Source organism: Paenibacillus algicola, from assembly GCF_005577435.1.
GTDB lineage: Bacteria > Bacillota > Bacilli > Paenibacillales > Paenibacillaceae > Paenibacillus_AQ > Paenibacillus_AQ algicola.
Genome location: NZ_CP040396.1, coordinates 4,213,835 through 4,226,954 on the forward strand (window position 1 = coordinate 4,213,835; position 13,120 = coordinate 4,226,954).

Here is a 13,120-nt window from a genome sequence, read left to right on the forward strand (position 1 = left end):
CCCTTTTTGACTTGCGTGTTCGTCAGCCTGCCTGCTGCTTCTCGCTGAATTGGCTGTTGTAAAGATCGGCATAGAAGCCTTCCTGGGCCAGCAGCTCCTCATGGCTGCCCTGCTCCACAATGCGTCCCTTGTTCATGACGAGAATCAGGTCGGCATTCTTGATTGTGGACAGGCGGTGGGCGATGACAAAGCTCGTTCGGCCCTGCATGAGCTGCTTCATCGCTTTTTGGATATACAGCTCGGTTCGGGTATCCACACTGCTGGTCGCCTCATCCAGAATGAGGATGGACGGATTGGACAGGATCGCTCTCGCGATGGTCAGAAGCTGCTTCTGTCCCTGCGAGATGTTAGAGGCTTCCTCGTTCAGCACGGTATCATAGCCGTCCGGAAGCGTCCTTATAAAATGATCCGCATGCGCCGCCTCTGCCGCCCGTACAATATCGTCCTCGCTGGCGCCTTCCCGCCCATAAGCGATGTTGTCCCGGATGCTTCCATTGAAGAGCCAGGTGTCCTGAAGCACCATGCCGAACAAGCCGCGCAGCTCACTGCGCTTCATGTCAATAATGTCGGTGCCATCAATCGTAATCGCCCCGCCGTTCAGCTCGTAGAAGCGCATGAGCAGGTTGATGAGGGTTGTTTTTCCGGCTCCGGTTGGCCCTACGATCGCGACCATCTGGCCTGGGGCTACAGACACATTCATATCCTCGATCAGTAGCTGGTCCGGCTTATAGCCAAAGGCCACCTGCCGGAATTGTACCTCGCCCCGGACCGGTGCAGCCGTCTGCTGCAAGCCTGCCGCCTCCGGAATCTCCTCCTCTTCATCCAGCACTTCAAATACGCGTTCTGCGGAAGCAATCGTGGACTGAATCACATTCGCAATGTTCGCCAGCTGGGTAATCGGCTGGGTAAACTGACGGGAATATTGAATGAAGGCGAGAATATCGCCGACCGTGATGGAGCCGCGCGTCACCAGAATGCCGCCCAAAATGCTGACAATGACGTAGCCGATGTTGCCGATAAACATCATCAGCGGCATAATGACCCCAGAGATAAACTGGGCTCTCCAGCCGGCCTCATACAGCTTGTCATTGACCTTGTCAAATTCCTGAATGCTCTGCTTCTCACGGCCGAACGCCTTCACCACACGATGCCCCGTGTACATCTCCTCCACATGGCCGTTCAGCTGGCCCAGATGCTTCTGCTGGTCTGCGAACTGCTTCTGGGAACGCTTGGCGACCGAGATCGTGACGATCACGCTGAGCGGCAGCGTCAGAATCACGACCAGCGTCATCAGCGGGCTGATCCAGAGCATCATGACGATGACGCCGACCAGGGTCACGAGAGATGTAATGAGCTGTGTCAGGCTCTGCTGCAGGGTGCTGGCGATATTGTCCATATCGTTCGTCACCCGGCTGAGCGTCTCCCCGTGCGAGCGGGCGTCAAAATATTTCAGCGGCAGGCGGCTCAGCTTATGGTCCACTTCTTCCCGAAGATCATACACTGTGCGCTGGGCAACCCCTGCCATCACGTATTGCTGGATATAGGCGAATACGGAGCTCAACAGGTACAAGCCTCCCAGCCAGAGCAGAATCTGCTGGAGTGCGGCAAAGTCAATGCTGGCTGCCGGATCTCCCTGAATCGCCTTCCAGCCATCAAACAGGACATCGGTCGCTTCGCCCAGAATCTTCGGACTGAGGATGCCGAATAAGGTACTGAGCAGCGCCGCCGCCAGCACGAGCAGCAGCTTGCCCCGATGCGGCTTCAGATAGCCGGCCAGCCGCCGGAAGGTGCCTTTGAAATCCTTGGGCTTCTCGACAGGCATACCCGGTCCGTGCGGTCCGCCTCCGAAGGGACCGCCCCCGCGGGGATGTCCACCGCCCCGGGGATGCCCTCCGCCATGAGACGAGGCGCCTCCATGAGGAGGTCCGCTGGCATTCTGGCTGCGGATCTGTTGTTCTCCACTCATGCGATCTCCTCCTCTGACAGCTGGGATGCTACAATCTCACGGTACACACTGCTGGTCTCCATAAGCTCCTGATGCTTGCCGATGCCGGCGATTTGGCCTTCCTCCAGCACGATGATGCGGTCCGCTTCCATGACCGTGCTCACCCGCTGCGCTACAATCAGGACGGTAGACTGTGTGGTCTCCTGCTTCAGCGCTGCGCGCAGCCGGGCATCGGTCTTGAAGTCAAGCGCCGAGAAGCTGTCATCAAACACATAGACCTCCGGCCGCCGTACCAGTGCCCGCGCAATAGACAGACGCTGCTTCTGCCCGCCGGAGACGTTGCCCCCGCCTTGGGTGATCAATCCCTCGTAGCCGCCTTCCATGGCGGATATGAATTCATCGGCCTGTGCAATCTCGGCGGCACGGGCCACCTCTTCATCGGTGGCGTCTTCTTTTCCGTAGCGAATATTCTCGGCAATCGTGCCTGTGAATAGCAGAGCCTTCTGCGGTACATACCCGATGGCTTCCCGAAGCTGCTCCTGGGTGAGCTGCCTGACATCCACTCCGTCCAGGCTGACTGTGCCTGAGGTCACATCGTAAAAGCGCGGAATCAGGTGAATGAGCGTCGATTTGCCGGAGCCTGTGCCCCCGATAATCGCCGTTACCTCGCCGGGATTGGCCTCAAACGTAATATTGGATAATGCCGGCGCTTCAGCACCGGGATAATAAAAGGTGACGTCCTGAAACGTAATCCGGCCCTTCCCCTTCTGTGCCGGGGCCGCAGTCTTCGGATCCTCAATGTCAGGCTGCATTTGCAGCACCTCGTTGATCCGGACTGCGGATGCCTGTGCGCGCGGGATCATGACGAACATCACAGACAGCATGATCAGCGAGAACATGATCATCATCGCATACTGCAGGAAAGCCATGAGATCGCCGACCTGCAGGTACCCGTCCTGAATGCGTGCCCCGCCAAACCAGACAATGGCGATGGTCGCCATATTCATGACCAGCATCATGACCGGCATCATGGCGCCCATGATTTTGTTCACCCGGATCGACACCTGGGTCAGATCCTCGTTGGCCTCCTGGAACCGGTTCTCCTCATACTGGACGCGGTTGAAGGAGCGAATGACGCGCATGCCGGTCAATCCCTCGCGGGTGACCCGCCCGAGGGCGTCGATTTTGACCTGGATTTTTTTGAAGAGCGGAATGCCTTTGGAAGCAATCAGAAAAATCGCCAGACCCAGCACCGGCAGCACAATCAGCAGCACCGTAGTCAGTCCCGGATCGCGCGAAACGGCCATCAGGATGCCTCCGATACACATGAGCGGCGCCAGCACCAGCATTCGCAGAATCATGATCGTCACCTGCTGCACCTGATTGATGTCGTTCGTGGTGCGCGTAATGAGCGAGGCCGTGCCGATGCGGTCAAATTCCTGCAGCGAGAAATTCTCGACGTGGCTGAACACGTTCTGACGTAAAATTTTGCCGAGACCTGCAGCCGACCTCGCCGCCAGATAGCTGGCTGCGATGGAGCAGAGCACGCCTCCTGCCGCAATCGCGAGCATGATCCCGCCAACGCGCCAGATCAAGGCGATATCGCCGGTCACCACGCCCTTGTCCACAATATCTGCCATCAAGGTTGGCAGAAACAACTCCGATAGCGTCTGCAAGAACGTAAATAACAGCACCAGCAGCACAGCTCCCCGAAACGGCTTCATGTATCGTAATAAGCTCAGCATTCTCTATTCTTCTCCCTTCGCTTCAGATCCCGGCGGTGGAGGCGCTGCCTCGTGCTCGGTCCAATAGATGTATACTTTCGTGAGCAGGCGGGCGAGCTCCGCGCTCTCCTCGCGGCCCAGGTACTGCACCAGCCCTTTAAAATGCGCCCGGAACGCCTCATGCGCCTGATCCGCAATCTGCTGCCCCTCCTCCGTGAGCTCCACGCGCACCGCGCGGCGGTCCTGTGGATCCATAATGCGGGTTACGAGGCCTTTTGCCTCCAGGCCATTGATGAACTGGGTAATCGTCGGGGACGTCACGCCCATCCGGCTGCTGATCTCGGACACCTTCAGGCTGTCTGTTTCCTGCATGGCTGCATGAAATTTCAAGGTCATCAGCACCTTGATTTCACCGCCTGTATAGCCGCCAAGGGACATCTGCTCCCACGGCCGCTTGCGAAACAGCCCAAATGACTTCATCAGCTGCCGCGCTGCCTCACCCCAGCCATCCTCCGGCTCCTCGCCGCAAGGAGCCTGGAGGTCAGGCGCCTCACTGCAGGGAGGCGCCTGCGTGGGCGAGGGCTCCTGCGATTGCGGAGGCTCCTGTGAGAGCAAGGGCTCCTGCGATTGCGGAGGCTCCTGCGGGAGCGAGGACTCCTGCGATTGCGGAGGCTCCTGCGATTGCGGAGGCTCCTCTATGCTCGAGGAAGGGGTGTCCGTGATAGGCTCATCGGGAGTGCTGTCGCCTTCGTTTTCCCTTTCGTTCAACGGGCGCCCCCCTTTTCCATTGCTGCTCTTATAGTCCTCCGTCCGTGGAGGTCGATGAAAATCTGCCATGCCACACCTCGCTTCTTATGCTTATTCACTCCATTTTGATTACGTCTCGTTCATGGTGACGGTGCACCTGATGATGGATCGCGTGATGGCTCAGTAGATGACGGGCTGCTCAGTGATGATAGTTTGTCTGACAACGGTGTAATTGATGACAGCAGCTCGCTGTAAAACTAATAATATGCCAGTCGCTCTCTTTACATAGCTTTCTAATTAATTAGGTAACCTAAATATATACTTGAGGAAAGTGTGAAGTCAAATGGATGCGCCTGCTCACATTCGTCCCTAGTTTCGGCAGCGTGAGGCTGAATGTGTTCGGTTTTTCGTGTTCGTTGGGCGCGGGGGCGGCCAGCGGGCGCAACGAGTTCGGTTTTTCGTGTTCGTTAGGCGCGGGGGCGGGCGACGGGCGCAACGGGTTCGGTTTTTCGCGTTCGTTAGGCGCGGGGGCGGGCGGCGGACGCATCGAGTTCGGTTTTTCGCGCTCGTTGAGCGCGGGGGCGGCCAGCGGACGCATCGAGTTCGGTTTTTCGCGTTCATTGGGCGCGAGGGCAGCAGGCGGGCGCAATGAGTTCGGTTTTTCGCGTTCATTGGGCGCTGGGGCGGCCAGCGGGCGCAACGAGTTCGGTTTTTCGCGTTCGTTGGGCGTGGGGGCGGCCAGCGGACGCAACGAGTTCGGTTTTTCGCGTTCATTGGGCGCGGGGGCGGGCGGCGGGCGCATCGAGTTCGGTTTTTCGCGTTCGTTAGGCGCGGGGGCGGGCGGCGGACGCATCGAGTTCGGTTTTTCGTGTTCGTTAGGCGTGGGGGCGACCAGCGGGCGCAACGGGTTCGGTTTTTCGCGTTCATTGGGCGCGGGGGCGGGCGGCGGATGCATCGAGTTCGGTTTTTCGCGTTCATTGGGCGCGGGGGCGGCCAGCGTGCGCAACGAGTTCGGTTTTTCGTGTTCGTTAGGCGCCGGGGCGGGCGGCGGGCGCATCGAGTTCGGTTTTTCGCGTTCATTGGGCGCGAGGGCAGCAGGCGGGCGCAATGAGTTCGGTTTTTCGCGTTCATTGGGCGCTGGGGCGGCCAGCGGGCGCAACGAGTTCGGTTTTTCGCGTTCGTTGGGCGTGGGGGCGGCCAGCGGACGCAACGAGTTCGGTTTTTCGCGTTCATTGGGCGCGGGGGCGGGCGGCGGGCGCATCGAGTTCGGTTTTTCGCGTTCGTTAGGCGCGGGGGCGGGCGGCGGACGCATCGAGTTCGGTTTTTCGTGTTCGTTAGGCGTGGGGGCGACCAGCGGGCGCAACGGGTTCGGTTTTTCGCGTTCATTGGGCGCGGGGGCGGGCGGCGGATGCATCGAGTTCGGTTTTTCGCGTTCATTGGGCGCGGGGGCGGCCAGCGTGCGCAACGAGTTCGGTTTTTCGTGTTCGTTAGGCGCCGGGGCGGGCGGCGGGCGCATCGAGTTCGGTTTTTCGCGTTCGTTGGGCGCGGGGGGCGGCAGGCGAACGCATCGAGTTCGGTTTTTCGCGTTCATTGGGCGCTTGGGCGGGCGGCGGGCGCAACGGGTTCGGTTTTTCGCGTTCATTGGGCGCGGGGGCGGGCGGCGGGCGCAACGGGTTCGGTTTTTCGTGTTCATTGGGCGCGGGGGCGACCAGCGTGCGCAACGAGTTCGGTTTTTCGTGTTCGTTAGGCGCCGGGGCGGGCGGCGCACGCATTGTGTTCGGTTTTTCGCGTTCGTTGAGCGCGGGGGCGGCCATCGGGCCCAACGAGTTCGGTTTTTCGCGTTCATTGGGCGCGGGGGCGGGCGGCGGGCGCAACGAGTTCGGTTTTTCGCGTTCATTGGGCGCGGGGGCGGCCATCGGGCCCATCGAGTTCGGTTTTTCGTGTTCGTTAGGCGCCGGGGCGGGCGGCGCACGCATTGTGTTCGGTTTTTCGCGTTCGTTAGGCGCCGGGGCGGGCGGCGGGCGCATCGAGTTCGGTTTTTCGCGTTCGTTGGGCGCGGGGGCGACCAGCGGGCGCAACGAGTTCGGTTTTTCGCGCTCGTTGAGCGCGGGGGGCGGGCGGCGGGCGCATCGAGTTCGGTTTTTCGCGCTCGCTGAGCGCGGGGGAAGGCGGCGGATATATCAAAGGCCCATGCCATCGACATGGACCTGCGCGGTTCTCGGCTTACAGCCGCTTGTAGCTCCGCCACTCCTCCGGCAGCAGCTGGTGGTACTGCCGGTTCTGGAACCGGTCGTCCACCAGCACCAGCGTGCCGGTATCGCTCTCGGAGCGGATCAGACGCCCGCCGGCCTGTAGCACCTTGTTCATGCCGGGGTAGACGTAGGCGTAATCGTAGCCATTTTTGCCAAGGCGGTCGAAATAGGTACGAATGATGTCATTCTCAAATGACAGCTGCGGGAGCCCCACTCCGACCACCACGACGGAAGAAAGGCGTTCTCCCTTCAAGTCGATACCTTCCGAAAAAATGCCGCCCATGACCGCGAACCCGACAATGGGGCCGCCCCCGCTCTGGCGGAACGCACCCAGAAAAGCCTCCCGCTCTCCCTCACTCATCCCGTGACCCTGCAGCAGCGTGCGCATCTCAGGATGCGCCGCGCTAAACGCCGCATGGATCTCCTGCATATATGGATAAGACGGCAGAAACACCAGCGTGTTCACCGGCTTCTCCTTCACCAGCTCTGTCAGCAGCGAAAGGATCGCTCCCTTGCTCCGCTCCCGGTCCTTGTAGCGTGTAGAGACCGGCAGCAGCTTCACCTCCAGCTGGTCCGCAGAGAACGGAGACGGGATCGACAGGCTGTAATCCTCCTCCTCCGCACCCAGCATGTCCCGGTAATACATCAGCGGGGTCAGCGTGGCGGAGAAAATAATGGTGGACCGGAAGTTCTTGCCCGCCTGCCGGAGCAGATGCGAGGGGTTTAAGCAGAACAGCTTCAGAAAGACCTCACTGCCGTCCATCTCCGCATAGGTGACATACCGCTCATCATACAGCCGGGAAATGCGCAAATATCCCTGGGCCGCAAAATAACACTCCAGCAGCAGCTCGTTCTCCTCGCCGCCCCGCCCGCTCATCAGCTCCGGCTCTGCCTGCTGCACAAACGCCTCCAGCAGCTCATCCAGCATTTCCGGCTGACTTGAGCCGACTACCCGCGGCTCCTCCCCGCTTACCTTGCGCAGCACAATAAAACGGTTGTTCACCGTCTTGGCTGCCTGATAAACTCCGGGATTCCGCTCTTTAAAAGCGCGCTGCACGTCCAGGAACATCGACTTCCTCAGCTCTGCCGAATACATGCTGCGGGCACGGTCCACCAGATTGTGACCCTCGTCCACCAGCAGCACAGAGGATTTCTTGGCATCCTCCTGCATCCGCTTCAGCGACACCTTGGGATCAAAAATATAATTGTAATCGCAAATGACAACATCGGCCGCGTAAGCCGCATCCAGCGAGAACTCGAACGGACATACCCGGTGCTTGCGCGCATAAGCCTCAATAACCGGCCGGGTCATTGACGTCTCATGCTCCAGCAGATCCAGAATCGCCCCATTGATCCGGTCATAATATCCTTCGGAAAACACACAGCCCTCTGAAGTGCAGCCCTCTTCCGCCCCGAAGCAAATCTTGTCCTTCGCCGTCAAGGTTACCGCATGCAGCCGCAGCCCCTCGGCAGCGAGGTGCTCCAGCGCTTCTTCTGCGGCGGTCCGGGTAATGGTCTTCGCCGTTAAATAGAAGATCCGCTGCAGCGTCCCTTCTCCCATCGCTTTGATCGAAGGAAACAGCGTCGAGATCGTCTTGCCAATCCCTGTCGGTGCCTTCGCAAACAGCCTTTGCCCTTCTCCAATGCTTCGGTAGACCGCTCCCATCAGCCTTCGCTGCCCCTGCCGGTAATCCGGAAAAGGGAACGAAAGCTGCCGGATGCTCTCATCCCGCTGCTGTGCATGCTGAAGCCGGAGCCGGGCATACGGAGCGTAGCTCTCCGCTACACCAAGAGCAAATTCTTCAAGCTCGGCAGCCGTCAAGATGCGGCGGAACGTCTTGATCTCCTGACTTCTAATCTGAATATAGGTCAGCTGCACCGTAATCGGCGTCTGCGGGTGAAGACGATTGTACATATAGGCATACATCTGGGCCTGGGCCCAGTGAACAGGATAAGTGTCCTCCTGAATCTCCTCCAGGGTGCCGGCGGTGGACTTGATTTCGTCAATCACCGGCCCGTCCCCGGACAGAATCAATCCGTCACAGCGCCCCTCAATTGCAAAAATCAGGTCGCCGCACGGAATTTCAGCCGTGAGATGCACTTCCTTCTGGTCCTGCTCTCCATAGCTCCTCTGGATGAGCTGATGCGCTCTCGTTCCCTCGGTCAGGGAGGAGGAGGTACGGAAGCCGGACACAATACTGCCGCTCCGGAACACGTACTCCACCAGCGGCCGGACCGATATTTCAATTCTATGGGACATAGGCGGTACAGACTCCTTTTTTAGCGTACAGGTTTCTGATCCGTATTATACCAAACTCCCGTTCCCCTGTAACCGTGAAGGAGGCTGCGGAGCAGACCTCAGCACAAAATGCCCCGAAAGCCGTTTCCGGTCTCCAGGGCACCTGCTGATCTGCTTGCGCGTACGTTTATGCCTGCCGGTCAGGGCTTAAGGCAGCTTGGTATCCATCTCATCCAGGCTCCTGAATTCGTAGCCCTGCTTGCGGGCCTCGTCGATGATATCGCCAAGCGCCTCGGCATTGTCCCGGGAGATGGAATGCAGCAGCAGCACGGCTCCGGGATGCAGCTGGGCCGTGACCTTCTGAAGCGCATGCTGCGGTCCCTTCTGCGCATTGACGTCCCAGTCCATGTAGGCGATCGACCAGAACACATTCGTATACCCCATTTCCTTGCTCACCGCAAGAGAACGCTCATTAAAAATGCCCCGAGGAGTCCGCAAATACTTCATCTCCTGCTGGCCGGTTACGGCATTCACCTCTGACTTCACCCGGTCCAGCTCCTGCCGCAGCTTGTCCTCCGTAATCGCCGAAACATCCGGATGGCTCCACGAATGATTGCCGATGATGTGTCCCTCTGCGGTCATTCGCTTCAAGAGATCACCTTGCGTTCTTACATAATGGCCCGTGACAAAAAAAGCCGCCGGCACCTGCTTCGCCTTCAGCGTATCCAGGATTGCCGGCGTAAACCCGTTCTCGTACCCGTTATCAAACGTCAGGTACAGGTCCTTGCGGGCCGGATCGCCCATAAATACCGCTCCGTGCTTTTTCAAGAGCTCCTTGAAGCCCTCCTGGTCGATGGAGGGAAGCTTGCCGCCCTCGCTTTTTTTGAAGCCGAAATGAAAGGCCCGCCCTTCTCCATGGACGGAAGCCGGAAGCAGCAGATAGGTCAGCAGCGCCGTACACAGCAGTAACACCGAAAACATCAACCATCGGGAGCCTGGCTTCACGGTTTTCACGGTGAATACCTCCTCTAGAACGAAATTTTGCCCTTTGGCACTAGGCTCAGCCGGTGGCCGCCGCCATAGGACATATCCCGTCTACTGTTCCCTGGGAGAAGGCTTGTTATGTAAAGAAGACTCTATTCCTCCACCTGAATGACGCAGCCCTTGCGGTGGCTTTCCAGCGCATACTCAATGAGCCGGATGGTGCTCAGAGCATCCTCGGGATTCACCGGCACCACAGAGCCCGAGGTAATGGCGTCCGCAAGCCCCTGATAAAAAGCGTGATAGCGTCCCGGCAGCGTATCAATCTGCCCCTGTACAGCAAGGCCGCTAAACTCGGTAGCAAGCTCGCCGTACTGATCAGGCTGATCCTCGCCCCAGCCGGGATCGCCGGGCCGCATTCCCTGCTTGAGCTGGCCCTCCTGCGGATCGAGCCCGTATTTGAGGAAGCTGCCTTTATCTCCGTGCAGCTCAAACCTCGGTCCCGCCTGACGTACCAGCGAGCCCGCATGCAGAATGGCTCGGTGATTCTCATACGCCAGCACAAGGTGGAAATAGTCCGTCACCGCCGAGCCGGGACGCTCCTCCCGCAGATCCGCCCAGATGGATTGCGGCTTGCCGAACAGCAGCAGCGCCTGATCCAGCAGGTGTGAGCCCAGATCATAGAGCAGCCCTGTACCGGGCTCGTCCTGCTCTTTCCAGCTGTTTTTAATATCGGGACGGTACCGGTTGAATTGGGCATAATACAGCGAGAGCCGGCCCAGCGCGCCCGTCTCCAGCAGATTGCGGGCCGTCAGGAAATCATTATCCCAGCGTCGATTCTGATATACCGTCAGCAGCACACCGCGGTTTTTGGCCAGAGCAATCAGAGCCTTGGCTTCCTCTGAGGTTACGGTAAAGGGCTTCTCTACGACCACATGCTTCCCGGCTTCAATTGCGTTCTTCGCATACTCATAATGCGTCGCATTGGGACTGGTCACAATGACAATGTCGATCGAGGCATCATTCAGCAGCTGCTCCACCTGGCTATAGACAACCGCCTCTGGCAAAGCTTTGTAGACCTTCTCCGGATGGGAGGAGACCACCGCAGCAATCTCATAGTCCGGTATACTGCACAGGATCGGAGCGTGGAACGTGGCGCCCGAAAGGCCAAATCCGATTAACCCCGCCTTGATGGTTGCGTTCTGTTCACTCATGACTAGCTTACCCCCGCTTCATGAATTCTTCATTGCTAACAACCTCGTTATTTTACCATGTTTACCCTTCATTGACGGGGTTTGCATAAATTTTTGCTGGAATTCATGAATGCATGATCCTTGCATATATCGCTGCCTGGTCCCTGACCGTTTAGAGGTAAGCGTTTTCCAGCGCGTCCAAGTGAACGCCGGCAAGACCATTCTCTTGCCGGCGTTCCATGAATGCTTAATAAGGATCGGCTTCCTTACCCTCGCGCTTCGCTTCTTCCACAGCCTGCTCCCGCATATCGCCCCCGCCGGTGTGATGCTGGAGCCCTTCTGCCACGCGCCGGCCATAGTCTTGGTCAGCCTCGGTAAAATGCTTCACCATTTGCTCCTGAATCTCCGAGCTGCACAGGGACAGGGCACCGACCAGATTGCTGACCAGCTCCTCGCGCTCCCATTCCTCAAACGCGCGGTAGGTGTCGCCGGCCTGCTTGAAGTTCAGGCTTCGTTCAATCGGCTTGCGCACCAGACGCTCGTTATAGTGGGGCTCGTGCGGCTTGCCGGACTGCACCGCTTCCTTCAAGCCATCCATCATGGACGGCTCGTAATCCACATGCGGATTCTGCCCCGGAGCCTGGTCCACGTAATACTGCATCTGTCCGCCGCGCTGGTTCGTTGCGACTCTTTTCTTCGGTGCATTGACCGGCAGCTGCAAATAGTTCGAACCGACCCGGTAGCGCTGGGTATCTGAGTAAGAGAAGGTACGCCCCTGCAGCAGCTTGTCGTCCGAGAAATCCAGTCCATCCACCAGCACGCCGGTGCCAAAGGCGACCTGCTCTACTTCGTTATAATAATTTTCCGGATTGCGGTCGAGCACCATCTTGCCTACCTTCAGAAACGGAAACTGCTCCGGCGGCCACAGCTTCGTAGGATCCAGCGGATCGAACTCCAGCTCCGGGTGCTCATCATCACTCATGATCTGCACACACAGCTCCCACTCCGGGTAATCTCCGCGCTCGATCGCCTCGTACAGATCCTGGGTCGCATGGCTGTCATTCATCCCTTGAATTTCGCTGGCTTCCTTCTGTGTCAGATTGCGGATGCCCTGCTTCAGCGGCTCCCAATGATACTTGATCAGCACGGCGTTCCCTTCGGCGTTCACCCATTTGTATGTATTGACGCCGGAGCCCTGCATCTGGCGGTAATTCGCCGGAATGCCCCACGGGGAGAACAGGAACGTGATCATATGCGTAGCTTCCGGGGAACGGGAGACAAAGTCGAACATGCCCACAGGGCCGGGGACATTAGACACCGGATCCGGCTTGAACGCATGCACCATATCAGGAAACTTGAGCGGATCGCGAATAAAAAAGATTTTCAGATTGTTGCCCACCAAATCCCAGTTGCCTTCCTCGGTATAAAATTTTACCGCGAAGCCGCGGGGATCGCGAAGCGTTTCCGGGGAGCCGGAGCCGTGCACCACGGTGGAGAACCGAACAAATACCGGCGTCCGCTTGCCCTGCTCCTGAAACAGCTTGGCCCGGGTGTACGTCGACACCGGCTCATCTCCCACCGTGCCGTATGCTTCAAAATATCCATGCGCGCCGGCCCCGCGGGCGTGAACCACACGCTCGGGAATCCGCTCCCGGTCAAAGTGAGTAATTTTCTCCAGAAAATGATAATTTTCAAGCGTCGTCGGTCCGCGATCGCCAACGGTGCGCACATTCTGGTTATCGTGGATTGGATGACCCTGACGGTCTGTCAGCGTCTGCCCGGTTTCCATCTCTCCCGCTGCCTCACGGTTTGGCCCTTCCATACGGCGGTTGTCTGAATGGTGATTCATCTGCATCTCTCCTTTTTATACGGCTTGCACTGGATAGAATACCCGATGAATCCAAAATTATTAGAGAACTGTTCGCTCATTTGTTCGGAACCCGAAGCGTCATGTAAATTTTCTGAAATGTGTGTAAATTTTTAAATCATCTATTGCCTGTGCTCCTTAAATCCTGCTACGATAAGCCAGTAGCTTTCTC

Annotated in this window: 9 protein-coding genes; all 9 read right to left on the bottom strand. The window is 58.4% G+C overall.

Annotated elements, in window-relative coordinates; all coding sequences use genetic code 11:
* Nucleotides 1–22: 22 nt before the first annotated feature.
* The 9 genes from E6C60_RS19660 to E6C60_RS19700 all read right to left on the bottom strand — a co-directional run bounded on the left by E6C60_RS19660 (nucleotide 23) and on the right by E6C60_RS19700 (nucleotide 12,903).
* Nucleotides 23–1,966, bottom strand: a complete 1,944-nt coding sequence (locus tag E6C60_RS19660; protein ID WP_138227351.1) for an ABC transporter ATP-binding protein — start codon at nucleotides 1,964–1,966, stop codon at nucleotides 23–25.
* Entirely contained in the window at nucleotides 1,963–3,690 is a 1,728-nt protein-coding gene (locus E6C60_RS19665; RefSeq protein ID WP_138227352.1) for an ABC transporter ATP-binding protein, read from the bottom strand. The genes E6C60_RS19660 and E6C60_RS19665 overlap by 4 nt, the downstream gene beginning before the upstream one ends.
* A 3-nt stretch (nucleotides 3,691–3,693) precedes the next feature.
* The gene (locus E6C60_RS21420; protein ID WP_233281071.1) at nucleotides 3,694–4,437 is read right to left on the bottom strand and encodes a MarR family winged helix-turn-helix transcriptional regulator; all 744 of its coding nucleotides are present in this window, start codon (nucleotides 4,435–4,437) and stop codon (nucleotides 3,694–3,696) included.
* A 289-nt stretch (nucleotides 4,438–4,726) separates the two neighbouring features.
* Nucleotides 4,727–6,007, bottom strand: a complete 1,281-nt coding sequence (locus E6C60_RS19675; protein ID WP_175415366.1) for a hypothetical protein — start codon at nucleotides 6,005–6,007, stop codon at nucleotides 4,727–4,729.
* Entirely contained in the window at nucleotides 5,904–6,494 is a 591-nt protein-coding gene (locus E6C60_RS21215; RefSeq protein ID WP_138227354.1) for a hypothetical protein, read from the bottom strand. Before E6C60_RS21215 ends, E6C60_RS19675 begins: the two co-directional genes overlap by 104 nt.
* A gap of 145 nt (nucleotides 6,495–6,639) precedes the next feature.
* Nucleotides 6,640–8,928: an ATP-dependent DNA helicase gene (locus E6C60_RS19685; protein WP_138227355.1), complete on the bottom strand. Its 2,289-nt coding sequence runs from the start codon at nucleotides 8,926–8,928 to the stop codon at nucleotides 6,640–6,642.
* A 186-nt stretch (nucleotides 8,929–9,114) separates the two neighbouring features.
* Nucleotides 9,115–9,912, bottom strand: coding sequence for a delta-lactam-biosynthetic de-N-acetylase (gene pdaA, locus E6C60_RS19690; RefSeq protein ID WP_407669173.1), 798 nt, complete (start codon nucleotides 9,910–9,912; stop codon nucleotides 9,115–9,117).
* Between the two features lie 131 nt (nucleotides 9,913–10,043).
* Nucleotides 10,044–11,102 (bottom strand): oxidoreductase, encoded by a 1,059-nt coding sequence (locus E6C60_RS19695; protein ID WP_138227356.1) that lies wholly within the window; start codon nucleotides 11,100–11,102, stop codon nucleotides 10,044–10,046.
* Nucleotides 11,103–11,328: 226 nt separating this feature from the next.
* On the bottom strand, nucleotides 11,329–12,903 hold the full coding sequence (locus E6C60_RS19700; protein WP_325053205.1) for a catalase: 1,575 nt from the start codon (nucleotides 12,901–12,903) through the stop codon (nucleotides 11,329–11,331).
* Nucleotides 12,904–13,120 lie beyond the last annotated feature (217 nt).